General features: G+C 40.9%; 16 protein-coding genes. 5 read left to right on the top strand and 11 right to left on the bottom strand.

Going from position 1 to position 18,016, the window contains the following annotated elements; translation table 11 throughout:
• Positions 1-19 precede the first annotated feature (19 nt).
• On the bottom strand, positions 20-625 hold the full coding sequence (locus tag ACN20O_RS11845; RefSeq protein WP_491634137.1) for a hypothetical protein: 606 nt from the start codon (positions 623-625) through the stop codon (positions 20-22).
• A 247-nt stretch (positions 626-872) separates the two neighbouring features.
• Between ACN20O_RS11845 and ACN20O_RS11840 the strand changes: the two genes are divergently transcribed.
• A complete protein-coding gene (locus ACN20O_RS11840) occupies positions 873-3,662 on the top strand; it encodes a hypothetical protein (protein WP_491634136.1) in 2,790 nt (929 codons plus the stop codon).
• Here ACN20O_RS11840 and ACN20O_RS11835 read toward each other — a convergent pair.
• Complete coding sequence (locus ACN20O_RS11835) at positions 3,659-5,113, bottom strand: ATP-binding protein (protein ID WP_491634135.1); 1,455 nt, start codon at positions 5,111-5,113, stop codon at positions 3,659-3,661. The two genes, ACN20O_RS11840 and ACN20O_RS11835, sit on opposite strands and share 4 nt — an antisense overlap.
• A gap of 136 nt (positions 5,114-5,249) precedes the next feature.
• Between ACN20O_RS11835 and ACN20O_RS11830 the strand changes: the two genes are divergently transcribed.
• The gene (locus ACN20O_RS11830) at positions 5,250-6,221 is read left to right on the top strand and encodes a hypothetical protein (RefSeq protein ID WP_491634134.1); all 972 of its coding nucleotides are present in this window, start codon (positions 5,250-5,252) and stop codon (positions 6,219-6,221) included.
• On the opposite strand, the gene ACN20O_RS11825 is transcribed toward ACN20O_RS11830, so the two are convergent.
• Positions 6,214-6,666: a hypothetical protein gene (locus ACN20O_RS11825; RefSeq protein ID WP_491634133.1), complete on the bottom strand. Its 453-nt coding sequence runs from the start codon at positions 6,664-6,666 to the stop codon at positions 6,214-6,216. The two genes, ACN20O_RS11830 and ACN20O_RS11825, sit on opposite strands and share 8 nt — an antisense overlap.
• Positions 6,667-6,676: 10 nt before the next feature.
• Positions 6,677-7,174: a hypothetical protein gene (locus ACN20O_RS11820; RefSeq protein ID WP_491634132.1), complete on the bottom strand. Its 498-nt coding sequence runs from the start codon at positions 7,172-7,174 to the stop codon at positions 6,677-6,679.
• A 208-nt stretch (positions 7,175-7,382) separates the two neighbouring features.
• Here ACN20O_RS11820 and ACN20O_RS11815 point away from each other — a divergent pair, with 208 nt between their 5' ends.
• The 3 genes from ACN20O_RS11815 to ACN20O_RS11805 all read left to right on the top strand — a co-directional run bounded on the left by ACN20O_RS11815 (position 7,383) and on the right by ACN20O_RS11805 (position 10,392).
• Positions 7,383-8,063, top strand: a complete 681-nt coding sequence (locus tag ACN20O_RS11815; RefSeq protein ID WP_491634131.1) for a hypothetical protein — start codon at positions 7,383-7,385, stop codon at positions 8,061-8,063.
• Between the two features lie 218 nt (positions 8,064-8,281).
• Positions 8,282-8,821, top strand: coding sequence for a hypothetical protein (locus ACN20O_RS11810; protein ID WP_491634130.1), 540 nt, complete (start codon positions 8,282-8,284; stop codon positions 8,819-8,821).
• Positions 8,822-8,850: 29 nt separating this feature from the next.
• Positions 8,851-10,392 carry a methyl-accepting chemotaxis protein gene (locus ACN20O_RS11805; protein ID WP_491634129.1) on the top strand — a complete coding sequence of 514 codons (1,542 nt, stop codon included), beginning with the start codon at positions 8,851-8,853 and terminating at the stop codon, positions 10,390-10,392.
• On the opposite strand, the gene ACN20O_RS11800 is transcribed toward ACN20O_RS11805, so the two are convergent.
• From ACN20O_RS11800 to clpS, 7 genes are all read right to left on the bottom strand, one after another.
• The gene (locus ACN20O_RS11800; RefSeq protein WP_491634128.1) at positions 10,389-11,336 is read right to left on the bottom strand and encodes an ATP-grasp domain-containing protein; all 948 of its coding nucleotides are present in this window, start codon (positions 11,334-11,336) and stop codon (positions 10,389-10,391) included. The genes ACN20O_RS11805 and ACN20O_RS11800 overlap by 4 nt on opposite strands.
• A gap of 9 nt (positions 11,337-11,345) precedes the next feature.
• Positions 11,346-12,410, bottom strand: coding sequence for an aminopeptidase (locus ACN20O_RS11795; RefSeq protein ID WP_491634127.1), 1,065 nt, complete (start codon positions 12,408-12,410; stop codon positions 11,346-11,348).
• Complete coding sequence (locus ACN20O_RS11790; protein ID WP_491634126.1) at positions 12,398-13,009, bottom strand: hypothetical protein; 612 nt, start codon at positions 13,007-13,009, stop codon at positions 12,398-12,400. Before ACN20O_RS11790 ends, ACN20O_RS11795 begins: the two co-directional genes overlap by 13 nt.
• An 84-nt stretch (positions 13,010-13,093) precedes the next feature.
• Positions 13,094-14,554, bottom strand: a complete 1,461-nt coding sequence (gene miaB / locus ACN20O_RS11785; RefSeq protein WP_491634125.1) for a tRNA (N6-isopentenyl adenosine(37)-C2)-methylthiotransferase MiaB — start codon at positions 14,552-14,554, stop codon at positions 13,094-13,096.
• A gap of 215 nt (positions 14,555-14,769) precedes the next feature.
• On the bottom strand, positions 14,770-14,925 hold the full coding sequence (locus ACN20O_RS11780; RefSeq protein ID WP_158649552.1) for a hypothetical protein: 156 nt from the start codon (positions 14,923-14,925) through the stop codon (positions 14,770-14,772).
• 389 nt (positions 14,926-15,314) lie between these two features.
• On the bottom strand, positions 15,315-17,681 hold the full coding sequence (gene clpA, locus ACN20O_RS11775) for an ATP-dependent Clp protease ATP-binding subunit ClpA (RefSeq protein ID WP_491634124.1): 2,367 nt from the start codon (positions 17,679-17,681) through the stop codon (positions 15,315-15,317).
• An 11-nt stretch (positions 17,682-17,692) separates the two neighbouring features.
• The gene (clpS, locus tag ACN20O_RS11770) at positions 17,693-18,013 is read right to left on the bottom strand and encodes an ATP-dependent Clp protease adapter ClpS (RefSeq protein WP_491634123.1); all 321 of its coding nucleotides are present in this window, start codon (positions 18,011-18,013) and stop codon (positions 17,693-17,695) included.
• Positions 18,014-18,016: the final 3 nt, after the last annotated feature.

The raw sequence follows: 18,016 nt of genomic DNA, 5'->3' as shown, positions 1-18,016 counted from the left end.
CTTTAAGATTTTTTTAGAGTTAAGCTGCTTTCTTTGTATGCGAATTTTTTTGTGACGACAAAGGAATTGTGAACTTCATTCCATTTTCCATCGAAACCGTACAGCCAGAATCTTCGCTGATACAAAGTTCCACTCCGGAAACTGTCACAACTAATCCTTTTACTGGGTCAATCGTAAGTTTTGCGCTCTCTTCACCGACTTTGAAATCAAGGTTAAGGGCCATTGAACCTTGCGCCTGGAAAGACACACCAGACGTCGAAGTTGTCGTCGTCGTTGTCGCCACAGGTGCTGGTGTTGCTGGTTTTTCAAATGATAAAACTTGTGCAGTTGGCGCAACATTTTCTGTCACTGCTTCAACTTCTACAGTTTCAGTTTCTACAGATTCAACAACTGAAGCTTCTGGTGCCGTTTCTTCAAACGCGCCCATCTCCATTTCCATCGCAAGCTCTGCTTCGATCTTGTCTTGCAGACTCATGGTCTTTTCTTCTTGCGTAAATTCTTTTTCGAGGTCTTCAATTTCAGACATGATGTCCTGAAGTTCGGACTCATTGAAGTTTTTATCTTCTTCAAGACCCTCTTCTTCTGCTAAGATTGCATCAACATCATCAAAAATATCACTGGCCATAGACGCCCCTCGTAAAAACAAAATAAACGCTAATGAAACTACGCAATTAACGCGACTTTCATGGTTTCATATCGACTTTAGGGATTAATATCTTTAGATGTTTCTCATATCCCAGTATTTTCGGTAGGTTCCATTAAAAAAAACTCCAAAAAAACTGCACTTTTTCCATGACTTCCCGTGGGGTGTTTGTCACTATTTTATGCCAAAAACAAATTGAATTGGTTGGTTATTTTTTAGGATTAAAAAGTTGGATCACAACAGTAGACCACAACAGTCTTGGATGAAAGACAGCTTCACGTCGTCAGTAAATGACGAGACGGCGTCGTCTACCCAATTTAATCCTTCTGAATTTTTTATCCCGGGCTGGAAGGGCGAAGGCCTTATCACCGCTTCGGCCATCGTTATCAAAAACACGCTAAGCAATCTTTCTATCGATGCTCAAGCACTATTTAAAAAATCGTGCTCGATCAACAAGTCGATGAAGCTTCAGACGTATAACGAATTCATGCATTTTGCTGAATACGCTAAATTAGACAAATCTCTTCTTGGACAGCACCAGGATTTCTGGCTGCACTTTCAAGACGAGTCTTCCCCCCTAAAAAAACACATCGACGACTTTTTAAAAGTTCACTGCTTCAGAGCTGTTGCTATTTATCTTTTCCGAATCAAGTTCATCATGGATCTTGCTAAGGAACAAAGATTAGTTGTAACTGAAGACGTATTGATGAACCCACTTTCTTTCTTAGGAAAGATCTTTGTAAAAGACAGTTCGACTGAACTTCTTTGCGACTCACTTCAGATCAACCAGTACAGCTGGTACCGCCCGACTCTGGAGTACAAAGACTCGCTGCTAAAACTAAAAGACGCTTTTGAAAACGTGACGCTGACAGAGCTGATTAAATTGATCTCGACTCCAAAAGACGATAAGATCTACTCAATCAGAAATTACTCTCACTCACTATCTCACTTAACATTTGGTCTTTTAGTTAACGAACTTTTAATCAAGTTCCCGACGTGGTTAAAACCAGAAACCAAAAAGAAAACATTTGCAGGCGAAAAAGTGTGCATCCTTCCTAAAACGATCAACACTCGTTTTGTGGGTAATCACGTCTCTTCAATGGCACTGTCTCACTGGCTTGCTCAGGAGACAAACGTAAAAATTTCTCAATGGAACAACCTGATTTGTCCGGAGTTTGAAGGCTCTGAATTTATCGATGGCCAGTTCCTTAAAATCTGCCAGGAGCTTCAATTCCTTAGCTTCCTGACAAGAATTGCCGCCGAACACAGATATGAGATTGTCCCTTTCATCTGTAAGATCATGCGCGAGAAATACAAGCAGGATCCAGTCGATGGCCTGGGCCAGGCTTCATTCTTTAACCTGGGCGAGCTTCCAAGCGGCGATACACTTTATAACCGCATCGTTTTAAATTTAACTGAGCTTCCAAAGACGAACCCACATCACTTCCTGGTTCAGCAAATCCTTGCTCAAAAAGCGATGCTGAAAAAAGATGCGATGGTGTATGTCTTTACGAACCAGAAACTTTTCGTTCCAAGCCATAGTGACCGCGTAGAACAGCTTTTAAAAGATTTTAAAGTTGAAGCTGCGATCAATATGGAAGAGCTTAAAGGAAAAGGTGAAATCGCTCATTTCGCTTATATCCTGACGAGAAGAACTGCAGAGCCTCTGGCCAACAAGCATTTATTCGAAGTCAGCCGCAAAACAAAAGAGTCTTGTCTTTCATTTGAATTTAAAGGAAACCTGACTCGCTTTAACAAGTTCAACAAACTGGTTGAAGAGCTACAAAGTTTTATTAAGCACAAAAACCCAATCACGACGCCGATTTTTGTCAGCGAAGTTGAAAAAGATATTTTCTTTGAGTTCCACCAGGACGCAATCATCGGTGGAAAACTTGTATCTTCTGTATCGAGCAAAGAATCAGGGCACCTTCCTCACCCAAGCTTCTTTAAAAACCTGACGAAGAGTTCAACATCGCTTGATACATTTTTTGCTATTGAGCCGATTGTTCATGAGGACTTCACTCAAGGGAAAAGAAGCCTTTCAAGTGAACTTCTAGGCCTGAAATTTGGACCGGAAAAACAATTCCCTCTTCTTCTGATCGTAAACCAAAATGACCCAATGGACATCAGAATCGAGTTAACACCGATTGATGCTTACCGTGGAAAGTTAGAGCAATACGGGACGGCCTTCTACCATTACTTTGGTCTGACGCCAAAACACCCGGCCATTAACCTGAACGTCTTCAGAGAATACTTCTCTTCGATGCTTGGTCACCAGATCATTCAACTTCAGCTCTCTGATGGACCGACGAAATTAAAAGCAAAACTAAGATCACTCCTTGTTCCAAGCTTCTTTGCAAAAGCGCACTTCATGCCGGAAAAAACAAAGCATTCCTTCAGTCTTCTGGATCTTGAAGCACGCGAGATCAAGAATCTTCACCCGCTTGATTTAAAGCAAAGATTTGAAGTTTTAAAAGGCCAGCTAGCGCGCGAAGCTGCTGAGTACCCTTGGCACCTCTTAAGTCTTCTGTCGCACTTTAAACTGCAAATGAAGTCACTGGTTGAAGAACTGGAAGATGGTAAGCCTCAAAGCTTTAACTTCGGAAACTCGCTGATTTCAAGCGAGTTGGTGAAACTTAAAACATACGCCATTTATCCAAAGAACGACGATGTGTACGTTGAATACAAAATTAAGAGCAACCAGGACCTTCAACTTCCTCTGTCTTCTCTGCATATCAAGACGACAGACGATTCAACTATCCTGATTTTCAAATTCCAGGATAAGGACATTATTCACCTTCACGCCAATGCGCCGATGATCCACTTTATTAAGTTCATCCTTCAAGGTGCAGTTGGAATTAAGATTGCTGACATTCTTTTAAATCTAAGAATCCCAAGCTCTCACGACCTGGAAATTGCGACAAATAAATTTGAAGATTTGAAATCTACCAAGATCGCCCTTCTGAAAGATACAGAAGAGCTGATCGCTGGCATTTTAAGAACTGAAGTTAGTCGTTAGTTGATCTGGCCGTTTCCAGCAGCGAATCCCGCAAGAATTTCTTTTTTACTTCCCACTTTAAGGTCAACAAGTTTTCCTTGAGCAGATGAAGCGATTTGAGCAGACGCTCCCGCTTTAAAGATGATTTTCACTCGTCCACCAACCACGTTTCCGTTTTGGTCCATCTTATTGTCTAGTTGAACTTTTGCCTGGATTTCACTTAGAAGTGACTGACAAATTTGTAGATCAAGGTCAAGGTTTCCATTTCCATCACTTAATCCCGATCTCTGCTTTAAGATCGCTTCATCGAAGCCTGCCCCTGAATGGATCAGGTCAAAAGCAACGACGTCACCTAGTTTATGAGCAAAAACAGAAATGTTCTTTTCGCCGTTTTCTGATTGAGTTGAATTGATCGCATAAGCAAACAGGTGATAAAGAGTCTGCTCCATATCTTCCTGGCGCCCTTTGATCATCAGGTTCTCAGGAATGTTGATATCGATCTGTACACCTTGAGAGAAAAGTTTTTCAGTTAAAAGGTCTACAACAGAAGAGCTCAATTGCTCCAGGTTAATATCATTAAGTTGCGTATTCATAGTGTTATCAGCAGAAACTCCAATCGAATCATCTTCCCAAATCTGGTCAATATTTTTTACTGAAGTAGAGGCCACTGCTTTTGTCATTGGAGTGACAAGTGTTTCAAGCGACATCTTGTTTTTTCCTTTTTCCAGTGTCGTGTAAGCGTGGAAATTAGCAAAAAGCTTCGAGCAATTGATCAGGTCGTTTTGCTCTAAAGCTACGCGGATAATCTCTCCTACTTTTACGCTGGTTGCCCCTCCGTTATCCAGAAGTTCAGCCTGCGCTTCTTTTTCACGTGCATTGTTTGAAAGACGTCGGCGAGTAAGACTCATGTATTCAGCTAACATTAGAATAACTAAAAGAGTCGCTGAAACATAGAAAATATTTTTCTGCTGGTTTAAAGAATTTGTAATTTCTGCTTTAAATAAGTTTGTCGACTCAAGGATCTCATCTTTAGTTGTTTCGATTTTTTCAAAACGAGTTCCTACATCTCTCGATTCACCACTACCGGCCATCGACTTCGCTCCATTAGGAGCAAGGATATCTTCATGGAACCAGTGAACATTTGAAGCAAGATTAGAAAGTTGTTTTGCTGCTCCTGCAAGCTCTTTTGAAAAAGAATTTTCAACAGTCAAAATTCCTTCCGCTAAACATTCTTCTGTTAGATTTTGGAAATTCTGTGTTAAGTAACTTGATCCTGTGTCACCTAGAAGGTTAGCAGTATATGTTTGGTTCACACGCGTAAAACACGTCTGAATTCCACTTTCAAAGTTTGTTAAACGTTTGATCTGTCCCGAATTTTCCTGAATTCTATATGTTGTGAAGATCAGTCCTGCCAGAAGGCAAAGGCCGGCGATACTTCTTTTGCTTTCGAGAATATTGGCTAGCTTTTTCATGAAATTGCAATCCTTGCAAAGTTTGAGAGACCCTGGGCACTCTTGCCCATTATAATTTTACCCTGAGCCGGATCAGGGTCAACATATAGGATAAAAATACCTGTGTTTTCCTAGGGAGAAGTTGTAAGATATCGAAATGATCAGGAATAAGGATTCAAAGTCCAAATATCTCTTCTCTTTTCTCGCCGCTATCGTCCTGCATGCGGCAATTCTTGCCTTTATAAAAGGTGATCTACAAAATATTGAGTTCTTAAATCAGCTTTCGCAAACGACAAAAAACTTAAAGACTCCACTGAGACTTGATCAAATTAAGATTATGAAACCTGAAGAGGTCGAACCCTTTAGAAGAGTGGGCGTCAAAAATGGTAAGAAAAAAGACTACCAACCTGATCTTTCTTTTCAAACGAAACCCCAAAGACAGGCCCCTCCTACCCCGCAAGTACCAACAAAGCCAACGCGAGGAGCTCCTGGTGCTCCTCAAAATCAGCTCTCAATGGCCAACCTTGCTCCCGATCTCCCTGGACCTAAACCTTCAGGAAATCAGAAACCAAGTTTTTCAGCAAGTGACCTGATCAAGGCCCCTGCTCCTTCTGTCAACGACAGCGGAAATCACTTTTACTTCAACCCAAAAAAGCAGTCTTCTATTCCTAAATCAAATGAGCAGGAAATCATTAAAAGGGAGGCTGCCAGAAATTACACTCCTCCACCAAATAGACCAACACAGAGAATTTCCAACCTGGAAATCAGATCAGAGCGTCCTGAAGGAATTTCAGAAGACGAACTCAACTCAGATGAAAAGGCCAACTACAGTTTCTACGTAAGAATGTACACATCCTACGCTTCAAAAATCGAAGCCACTTTTGACAAGGTCGCTCTTGAGCGTCCGGGCATCATGCGCGCTTTTGATAAAAAAGATTTTCTACTGGGAAAAGTCGATTACGATGAGGAAGGAAACATTATGGTGGTGAAGATTCTTAAATCTTCAACCAACGATGACCTTCATTACTTTTTTGAAGAAACCCTAAAACAACTCAACCTTCCCAACCCTCCCAAAAGTTATAAGAAAGGAAAGAAATTTTCCATTTTTTACCAGATCAATATTAATTAAAAAATTGTCTCAGGATAACAAAAAGTACTGCGCCTAAAGCGTAGGTCTTTATCATGTTTTTTGAGCCCAGATTTCTAACAAAATCTAATCCGGCCATGTCGATTTTTTTGAAGTTAGATTTGATCTTTTTTCTCAGACGAGTTTTTTCATTGAGATCAAATGTCTTAAAAAGCTCGTGCACTTCACTCTCAAAAACCATTTTTGTTTCCGAATCAATTTGCGGCTTCGGAATGAACACTTTGGTTTCAAGGCTTTTTTGCTCGAATTTTCTAAAAGCACTTTCGCACACCGGACAAGTGTCCAAGTGCTTTTTGATCTTATGAAAACTCTCCTCCTCTTCTGTTAAATCCAAAAGAGAGAAAACATTTTTTGTATGAATACAGTTGTCACTTGCAGGTCTTAAAAATGGTGCTGATACAATTACGTTGCGCCTACTACTATCCAATCAATGATCCTTAGTTGTGGCCTCGTGGGCCTTGAACGAACGCCGTTTGCGCCGAAGTCAATTCTGAGACCATAGCGATACGGGCCGAATATAAGTGAGCGAGAACTTCCGTTTTGGTTTTCCCGAGGATGAATTCCATAATATCCATAGAAAAATCAGTTCTCTCCTGTAAGAACAGAACCGCTTTATCATCAAACTCCAGGGCAAAAAAGCCAGAGTTGTCTTCTACATTCTTGAAGCTCATGCGCAGCTGGTGATAGCGTTTTTTCGACATCTCATACATGAGCTTATAAAGCTGAATCTTGATATCTTCGGTATTGGCCAGCAGGTGCGACTCACCTTTTTTAGTCAGGCTTTCAATCAGATCCTTTTTTTGAATCATAAAAGCACTCACTGAATCAATCATCAGCTGTGTGGCCTGAAGGTCGTCGGGGATTAAAATAAAAGCGAAGCTGTAGAGGTCAGTGCTTAAATTTTGAATGTATTTTTCTAGGTCTAAAGTTTTCATCTTGATTCTTATGCCAAAACCATCCATAGGTTTGGGAGTCCCTCTATTCTACCCCTCCCCCAAATTGTTTACAACTAGGCGCCCGATGTAGAATCAGTAACTTAAGACAAATGAAAGGTAGTTTTGGCCCAAGATTTATATAATTTTCAAGAAATTTACCAAACCAGTCGAATAGACAATGGAGAAACTTAAAAACCCAGGGTTTTTTATGACGAATATGAAAAAGATGTCCTTCCTTGTATTACTCCTTTCGGTCGCAGCACTTACCGGATGTGGGCAGAAGACAACAGGGAAATCTGTGACAAATAACTATTACTCAAATAGTTCAAGCAGTAGCGGTTCAACGACTAATGGATCAACCTCGACTTCTTATACTTTTAAAACAGGTCTGCCGGATTTAGTTATCAAAGGGCCAGGGACCAATAGTCTATACTGGTCATCTGCTAACAATCTTCCTTCTTACATTGACCCTGACTCATTCAAGGCCGATGCAAAATTTGCAGTCAGAATTAAAGGTTTTAGAGTCACTGGGGGAACAGCGCTAGCGAACCCAACACATACAGAAACAAATAAGTCCTGCTCTACTTTTACAACTAATAGTTTTACAAAAATGCAGGTTAAGCTGATGCTTAGAAAACAAGGATCAAGCCTTGGAGAAACAGTAACTCTAGTCGCTGACGCTTCTACGAGTGCTTATTCATCAGTAGGTGAATTTTCTGTTCCAAATGGAAGTAGTAGTCCATTCATTCTTGAAGTGGTTGAAGTCCTAACAGATCATAGATGTACGGCTTCTAGTGGGAAATTATACTGTCCATACTCCGACATTCCTTATAACTCTGGCGGGCCAACAGAATGTGTAGGCTTAAAAATCGAATACGCTACGCTGTAAGACATTTAAAAAAATTAAAAGGAGAGGTTCACCTCTCCTTTTTTTTGCCTTTTTTTCACCTAAGCAAAATTCAAATTAAAATAAAACTATTGACCCTACGTTTACCTAACAACTTAATTTTTTCTTCATATTGCTTTTTTCGCCCTAAAACTCAACAGTTTTTCCGTATACGATTCGATAGATAAGCACACATTTAATCTCAATCCATAGGAGCACACATGAAATTTTTTCTGAGCTTAATGTTGTCTACTCTTCTTATGTCTAGTGCATTTGCCGAAGCACTAACACCTGAACAAACAACTGCTCTTAACAAGCAAGTTGAAGAAATGAAGAAGCTGGCAAACGACCCGAAAATTGTAGACGCAGTAAAAGCAGTTAATGCTACAGCACTTGCTGATTACAAAGATATGACTCAAGACAAGTGGAAGGATCTTCCAGTTCTTGACCCAAAGGTTCGTTATTTCTCTAAGAACCCAGCTGGTGAATTCTTAAAATCAAAAAAGAACGACATGATGACTGAAATTTTTGTTAACGCTGCAGACGGAACAAAAGTCGCTTTCCTTTCTAAGACATCAAACTGGTCACACAAAGGAAAACCAAAACACGATGATCCAATGGCAGGGAAAACATGGCAAGGGTCAATTGAAATGGATGAGTCGACAGGACTTAAGTCTATTCAAGTTGCTGTTCCAGTAATGGATGGTGGAAAGGCCATCGGTTCAATGACAGTTGGTTACTCAATTACAAAATTAAAATAATTCGTTATTACAGAGAAGAGAGAGAATAAATGTTAAAGAAACTAGGATTACAAAAATACCTTCTAACCGTGATCTTTGGGGTCGTGGTCATCAGCTTCTTGTCCTCTCTCTTCACTGTGACGAGTATTCAGAAAAACATGGGAAGCCTACTTAAGGCCTCTCAGGAAAGTGCCGCTTCAAGCAACAGCATTATTGCACTTTCAATTGACATCTCCTCTATTCAGTCTGGGATTTCTCCTCTTATTACAGAAAAGGACCCGGATAATCTTGAAGCAGGTATTGCCAAGCTTAAAGATAAAATGAAAGAAGTTCAAAAAGATATCCAAGAGTGTAAATTTGACTGCCAGAAAGTTTCTGAGATTGATAAAAGTTACGAAGAAAAAGTAAATCACCTGGTAGACAAGTTGATTCTTCTAGGAAAAACATCAGAAGCTATAGAGTATTTTATCGGCGATGTCAGCCCACTCTATCTGCAGACACTGCAAGAATTGGAAACTCAAGGTGATGGTGTAAGGCAAAAAACTCAAACCTTTATCCAGGAATCAGAGGCCCAGGCAGTAAAGCTAAAGTACTCTGTAATCGCTTCAAGTGTTTTAATGATTCTTGTGATCATTATTGGAGGATTAAGTTTCCGCAGGGGGCTTGTCCAGGTCTTAAAACAAATTTCAGAGCAACTAAGCTTAAGCACAGTCACTCTCAATGAAACATCTGCTAAAGTCGCGACAACCAGCGACTTTTTATCTGAATCATCAACAGAGCAAAATGCGACAATCCAAGCGACTTCTCAGGCCGTTCAGGAAATCTCGCAAATGACAGACATTAACCGCAACAATGTCCAGATCTCAACCAAAAATGCCAAAGACAGCCAGGTCAAAATCACTGAAGGAAAAGAGGCCATCTCTCAGATGCTCTCTTCCATCAATCAGATCAGCCTTTCAAACAAACAAATGGTCGAACAGATCACTAAAAACGACAAAGAGTTCGCTGAAGTGGTCAACGTTATTCAAAATATTGATGAAAAGACGAAAGTTATTAACGATATCGTGTTTCAAACAAAACTCCTTTCTTTTAACGCTTCAGTAGAAGCGGCCCGCGCCGGAGAACACGGTAAAGGGTTTGCGGTTGTAGCGGAAGAAATCGGAAACCTGGCCATCATGAGCGGTCAGGCGGCCAATGAAATCTCTTCTCTTTTAGGGACGAGTGTTTCGCGTGTTAACGACATTGTTAAAAAATCCCAGACGTCGATGGTAGGGATCGTTGAAAGCGGTCGCCATACAATCGAAGAAGGAAATAAAAACGCTGAAAATTGTAACGTGATTTTTGATCAGATCAGCTCTGAATCGGAAAATATTTGCAATATCCTGGAAGAAATCAATGCGGGAACTCAAGAGCAAAGTAAAGGGATTGAAGAAGTGAATAAATCAATGCTTCAACTCAATGATGTGGCCAACAAGAGTGAACAAGTCGCCCAGGAATCGCTGCAAATGTCAGCACGACTTAATGATCAGTCTGAATCCCTGGGAAAAATCGTTGATGACCTGGTGATTATGCTTAACGGGAAAAAAGGCTAAAGCGCTTTAATAATATCTAGCGCCAGGTTCTTTTTGTGGGCAAAACTCACTTCCACTAAAAGACCCGGGCAAGTGATATTGATCTCAGAGACATTGTCTCCCATGATATCAAAGGCCACCCAATCTACACCCTCTTCTACAAGTTCAGCACAAATGCGGTCGCATTCTTTTTTCACCGACGGCGTCAGCTCAATTGCATGAAAAGCAGCCCCCTGAGCAATATTGGCCAGGAACTCTCCTTTTTTTGGAACTTTTAAAATTGATCCTAACTCACGCCCCTTAAAATAAAGTGAACGGATTTCTCCATTAACGACTTCTTTACAAAAGGGTTGAGCAACAATCGCCCCGTTATTTTCTTTTACCTTATCAGCAAATTTAGCAGCAAGATTTGGTTCATTAATACTCACCTTCTCCACCCCAAATCCCTGATAAAGATCCAGTGGCTTTAGGATTAGTTCCTGATGCTCTTTTTTCATCAACTCAACAAACCCCATAAAACCTTCCACGCTACTGCCAACGTAAGTCTCAAGTGAAGCTTTTTGCGTGTAAGCGTGAAGCTTTTCATTGTATTTCAGGATTCCATCCGGCGAATTCATCACCTTAATACCGTGAGTGCTGTAATAGCGAAGCATCCATAAGTAACGAAGATAGCGCGTGTCAAAAGGAGGATCGATGCGCATATGAATCACATCGCCTTTATTAATTTCCAGAGTAACAGATTCTTTTAAAGCAAAATGCTTTAAGTAGGCCCCATCCTCATAAAAATCTCCTTCAAACATATAAAGTTTAAAGACACTCTTGGCCTTATTATTAATATAAAAATCTTTTTCAAAAAGAAGATAGACCTCCATTCCCTGTGCCTTCATAGTGGTGGCCAGCATAAGAGAACTGTCTTTTTTGGGATTTAATTTTTCGATGGGATCAATGAAAAGGACATGTTTCATAAAAGGGTCCTATTTGAATAGATAAACTTCGAAGTCCTCCTCCTCACTTTGATTTTGGAAGTCTTCATATTTTTGAACTATCCAATTATAGTAGTCTTTTAGAGAGAGCCCAAGTTTTTTTTGAAGACTCTCAAGGTCATTGGATTTCTTTTCATAAGTTAGGAAAGCTGCAAAACTCGCGTTATTCCACGTACGATTTAACGGAAAACAGTCCTTGGGTTGAATGTCGAGTGCTTGGCACTTTTTCATAACCTCTACTTTAAAACGCTCTTCCATGAATTCATTTAAGATCTGCTGTGCTTCTTCTTTTGTTTTTGGCAAAAGGCTTTTGTACGTAGTCTGCAGCTCGTTGGCCAGGAGGACGACAAGATGCTTTATCTTCTTATCACTTTCAACCTTTTTTTGCTCAAAAACCAGGTAATCGGCCTGGCCGATAGAAAGGAAATACTCAGGCAACATTCTTTCCGAAAAATACATGGCCAGGTTCTCGTTTAAATCCACCTGATTTTTTACAAAAAAGATAGTGTGGTAGAGTTCGTGGAAAATCAGCTCGGCCAATTCATAATCATCATATTCAAAAAACGAAGAGAGAATTGTGTCGGTAAAATACCCCAATGTTGAATAAGCATAAACCGGACGAATCCACGTCACGTAGTCTTCCTTCTCTTTTTCATTCGCAAATTTTTTAGCAGAGGCCTGACTAAAAAACCCCAGGTAAGGAAAACATCCCATCAGAGGAAAGCAGTTATCAACGGCCTTGATTTCCTGATAAGGAGAAGCAATCACCAGATAAGTGACGGCCCTATTTTTGAGCATTGTAGTCTGGGAATAGATCCTGGTTTCTTTTTTATCCCAGTATTTATAAAAGTATGTTTTGAGTTCCTGAATCTTTTTAATTTTTTCTTTCTGAGTTTTTGGGACGCGCACACTTTTAAGCACGTCTTTATTGTCCTTTCCCTGAGAAAGAAGAGTCATCTGCCCCATTCCCTGCTCATACAGATACTCAAACTTAGCGCATCCGGAAACAAGAGAAAGTAACGAGAAAAAAAGCAGTGTCTTTTTTAGAACACCCATGAAAACCCAATAGCGTACTTCACGTTGTCGCGGGCCTTATCTAATTCGAAGGCCGGAAATAGTGTCTTGACCGAACCTTTTAATGACAATCTTTCAGTCATTCGCAGTTGAAGCGACAACGTCCCAAAAACTGAATCAATTCTTTGTTTAGTGGTTCTTCCCGCCAGGTTTGTCCTGACTTTTGACGATGTATCTTCAATCGTTAAGTCGGAATTGTAATTTAAAAACTGCTTGGCGTACCCGATAGAAATCCCGGGAATCAATCTCGCCGTTCGTGGAGCAAACATCTGCTTAATCCCTACTCCATAGACATTAGAAGTCACGCGGTTTTGCTGACCAACAACATCGATTCCAGTTGTGACATTGTAACGTTCATTTTCTGTCGTGATGTCGCTTGATCTCGAAGCGTTTAAATCAATAGCCGTATAATCAAAAATATAAGTTGAAAGGGCCGCTGAATAAGTGCGGTTTACACTTGAGTTCTGTCTTTGCAGACCGTAAATCTGGCGATCGTACCCAAAATCAAATGCGACTTCGTTAACGATAGCAAAACTTGAAAGAGGAAAAAGGATAACAATTAAGACTAATAGAGACTTCATAGAATCACCTCGATTCTATTCTACCAATTTGTGATCTTGATTAAGATGGAGGGGAAGATTTTCCCCTCCTTTTATAAGTATAATTTATTGTAATAACGACGGTGGTCTCTTCCCGAGATCAGCAATAAGCTCTCCCTGGCAAGAAAGTGATGTAGCAGACGTGACTTTTACGTCTACCCAGTGCCATTTCATATCGATTTCATCATTAACCGGTACAAAGTGGACAATTCTATTACAGTTTGTACGCCCCTTCCACTTCTTCACTCCACCCATATTTCCAAAGTCTTCAACCAGGATTCTGTAAGTGTTCCCTACCATTGTCTGGCGGATTTTATCCTGAATGTTCAACTGGTGTGCCTGGATTTGGCGAAGACGTGCACCTTTGATGTCATCTGGAAGATTATCTTCCATTTTTGCCGCGCGAGTCTTAGCTCTTGGCGAATAAACGTATGAGTAAATGAAATCAAACTGAGCTTTTGTCAGAAGATCCATCGTTTCCTGGTGCTCTTCTTCAGTTTCGTTAACAAAACCGGCGATAATGTCCGTTGATAGGACAATTTCTGGTTGAGCTGCGCGAAGTTTATCCAGAAGTCCAAGGTAATGCTCTGGCGTATATTCTCTGTGCATTCTTTCAAGAACCGTTGCCGAACCAGATTGAACCGGAAGGTGTAGGTGTTTTGAAAGTTTTTTAGCTTTTCCGTGAACAGCGATTAGTTCATCGCTTACATCATATGGATGAGAAGTTGTATAACGGATTAGCTCCAGGCCTTCGATCTTATCCAGCTCCATAATTAGTTCAGCTAAACTCTCTCCGTTTTCTTTTCCGTAAGAGTTTACGTTCTGACCTAAAAGAGTCACTTCTTGAATGCCCTGGTACTTCACCAGTTTTGTTACGTCGGCCACAACTTCGGCCATTAGACGGCTTCTTTCTTTTCCGCGAGTGTAAGGGACGATACAGTACGTGCAGTACTTATTACAGCCTTTAATGATGTTTACGAAGGCCTGTGGTGAACCGACAGGGATCTTAGTTTCGATCGAAAAGTTCTCGCTTCTATCCCATGAGTTGATCGTGAACTTGTTGTCACCGGCATAAACTCTAAAGACCATGTCGTTGATCGTATCGATAACGTCTGTTCCAAAAGCAAAGTCCAGGTGCTGATACTTTTTCACCAGCTCTTTTCCTTCAGTTTGGGCCACACATCCGCCGATACCGACGACTAGTCCATTCTTCTTCTTTTTAGCGTGTTTGATCTCACCTAGTTGTGAGTAAAACTTATTATTTGAAAGGTCTCTTACCGCACATGTGTTGAATAAAACCATGTCGGCTTCATCTAATTCTTCTGTTCTAGTGAAGTTTAGATCTTCAAGGTGGGCTGCGATTCGGTCTGAATCGTGATAGTTCATCTGACAACCAAAGGTTTTCATCCAAACTTTGCGTGGTGGGAAGGTTAAATCTCCCATAACGACTGTCTTTTCACCTGTAACTGGATCAATAGAAATTTGTTCGCGAGGACCATTGCCTCTAGTACCAAGACCTGCTGCCATAAGTTTACCCTGTTAAAAAGCCTTATTGCTCAAATTGAATATGAATTTAGGCGCAAAACTTAGCAGGATCAGGGTTGGAAGTAAACGAATCGGGGTCTTTTTTCACGGATTTGGAAGAAAATGAGGCTGATTTTGGACTATTTCGGGAAAGGTTTGGTCGGCACAAATAAAAAAGGGACCCGAAGGTCCCTTTTTTAACTAGATCACTTAATTAATTAAGCTTTCTTAGCAGCTTTTTTAGTAGCTTTTTTAGCAGCTTTTTTAGTTGCTTTCTTAGCTACTTTTTTTGTAGCTTTTTTAGCTACAGCTTTCTTAGTTGCTTTCTTTGCTACTTTCTTAGCAGCTTTCTTTGTTGCTTTCTTAACAGCCATAAAACCCTCCAAAAGTTTTTATTCTTTTTTCAAGAATAATCATTTTTTTATTTTCGTGCAAACAAAAAATACATCTTTGTTTTATTTTTCGTATTTTTTTTCAAATCCTTTAATTTTTTTTTTCAAGTTTTTCATCATCGAGCATGTGATGAAATGATAAAAGAGGCCGCAAACGATGTTTCATCCAATCTCTTTCTCCCTCTGATGAAATCGCTGAAATGCTTTATTCATCGATATTTCAGTCGTTTTCCACAATTGGCATGAGGCTTGAAAAAAATGAAGAAGGCAGACCCTGAGGTCTGCCGAAAAAAAATTTTAATGGGATTGAAAAAAATGAAGAGGACCTAAAAAAAGTTCATGGCAAGGCCCTAAATTGGGCAAAATTTAACCTAATCCTGGAATCTGAAGACGATTTTTTGCTCTTTTTCATCCAACGACACGACAACCACACCACCTTTTTCGAGTTTTCCGAAAAGAATTTCATGTGAAAGAGGCTTCTTAATCTCATGATCGATGATTCTGGCCAAAGGTCTGGCACCCATTTGTGGATCAAAGCCCACTTTTGCCAGATGTGCGCGCGCCGATTCTTCAACAATCAGCTCTACATTCTTCTCGCCAAGCTTTGTTTCAAGCTGGATAAGGAACTTGTCGACGATTTTTAAGACTTGCTCATCCGAAAGCTTGTTGAAATGGACAATGGCATCCAAACGGTTCCTAAACTCTGGCGTAAAAAAGTTTTTAATGGCCGAATCGCGCTTGAAAGCTTGGTTGTCCAATCCTTTACCGATACCGATTGAGCCCGACTCCATCTCTTTAGCACCAGCATTTGATGTCATAATAATGACGACATTCCTAAAATCCGTCGCTCGGCCTTGTGAATCTGTCAATGTTCCGTGATCCATGATCTGAAGCAGGATATTGAAGATATCTGGGTGGGCCTTTTCGATTTCGTCTAAAAGTAAAACAGCGTGCGGATGCTTTTTAATCACATCAGTAAGCTGACCACCATTATCAAATCCAACATAACCCGGAGGAGCGCCAATTAATTTTGCCACCGAATGCTTCTCCATGTACTCCGACATATCAAAGCGCTCGAGATGAATCCCAAGTTCGCGCGCCAGCTGCTTGGCAAGCTCCGTTTTCCCTACTCCGGTTGGCCCGGTAAAAAGAAATGAACCCATCGGCTTTTGGTCGCTCGATAGTCCTGATCTTGAAAGAAGAATAGCATCGGCCACTTTTTCGACGGCCTGGTCTTGTCCAAAGATAAGGAGCTTCAGGTTACTCTTTAGACTTCTAAGTTTATCGCGCTCATCAGTGGCCACTGACATCTTAGGAATCTTGGCCATCATAGCGATGACGGTTTCAACATCCTTCTTAGTAATATTCTGGTGGCGCTTGGATTCTGGAAGAATCCTGATCATCGCTCCGACCTCATCAATAACATCAATTGATTTATCCGGGTTCTTGCGATCCGAAATGTGTTTAGTTGAAAGGTCAACGATCAGCTTAATGATCGCATTTGAGTATTTAACGTTGTGGTGATCTTCAAACTTTTGTCTTAGGCCAAGAAGAATTTTAAGTGTGTCTTCCGGGCTAGGTTCGGCCACGTCCACTTTTTGCAGTCTTCTGTTGAAGGCAGAGTCTTTTTCGATGAACTTGCGGTATTCCTCGTAAGTCGTGCTGCCGATACAACGAAGCTCACCACTGCTTAATGCTGGCTTTAGTAAGTTGGAAGCATCCATTGATCCACCACTGGTTGCACCAGCACCCATGATGGTATGAATTTCATCTATAAAGAGGATGGCCTCATTTTTTCCGCCCTCATTATATGTCTTTAATTCTTTCATGACATTTTTAAGGCGCTGCTCGAAGTCTCCACGGTACTTTGTTCCGGCCAGAAGACTTGCTAGGTCTAGACTAAAAACAACGGCATTTTTTAAAAGTTCCGGCACATCACCTTGAACAATACGGTAAGCAAGACCTTCTGCAATCGCTGTTTTTCCAACTCCCGCTTCTCCAACAAGCAGCGGATTATTTTTTCTTCTGCGGGATAAAATCTGAGCGACTCGCTCGATTTCACTTTCTCGTCCGACAATCGGATCAATTCTTCCCTTGGCCACTTCTTCATTTAAATTTGTGCAGTATTCTTCGAGCGCATTTTGTTTTTTCTCTGGCATATCTCCCAACTCAGTGCGGATCGTTTCATGCACTCCCGAATCTGTATTAACAGAGCGGTCCACTCCATGAGCAATGAGTTTGACGACATCAAACTTTTCGACTTCGTGGGATTCAAGCAGGTAACAAACAAAACTCTCGGGCTCATTAAAAAGGGCCACTAATAAGTTCACCCCTAAAATATCTTTTTTTCCCGAAGATTGGACGTGGATAGCGGCGCGCTGAATGACACGCTGTAATCCCATGGAAATTTCAGGTTGATAACTGATGCCGTTTTCACGGGCCAATTCTCTTAATTCTGTGTCGACGAATTGCTTGCGCGAAAGCTCTTCAATCGCTTCTTCCGACAACAAACTAAAATTGTCTTCAGTGGCGATAAAGGTATCGAGCTCTTTTTCCATCTGCGCGAGATTCACCCCGCAGCTCTCCAGGATATTTCTCACTTCGCCGTCTTCCAACATCGCCTTAAACATGATTTCCAGCGTGAGGTACTCATGCTTTAAAATGTTGGCCTTGATGACCGCTGAGTTGATAATGGCCTCTAGTCTCAGATTGCTTTTTCGATTGCTTCCAATGCTCATAAATGACGTCCTTATTCAGGTTCGATCGTACATAAAAGAGGATGAGCGTGCTCTTTGGCCATTCGCTCAACTTTCCTCGCCTTACTCTCCGCGATCTCGTGGGTGTAGACTCCACAAATCCCAGTTCCTTTTTTGTGAACTTCCATCATGATTCTTTCAGCTTCTGGAAGAGGTTTGTGAAAAACATTTTGCAGAATAAAAATAACGAACTCCATAGTCGTATAATCGTCGTTGTGTAACAGGACTTTATATTTCTTAGGAAGTTGTACTTTCTTTTTAGTGATGGTGGCCGTGCCACCTTCTTCATCATGTTGGTGATTGTGTTCAGTCATAGA

The sequence above is a fragment of the Bacteriovorax sp. As-1 genome (genome assembly GCF_058446905.1).
The sequence above is the reverse complement of the archived record's forward strand: the minus strand, read 5'-3'. Positions and strand labels throughout refer to the sequence as shown.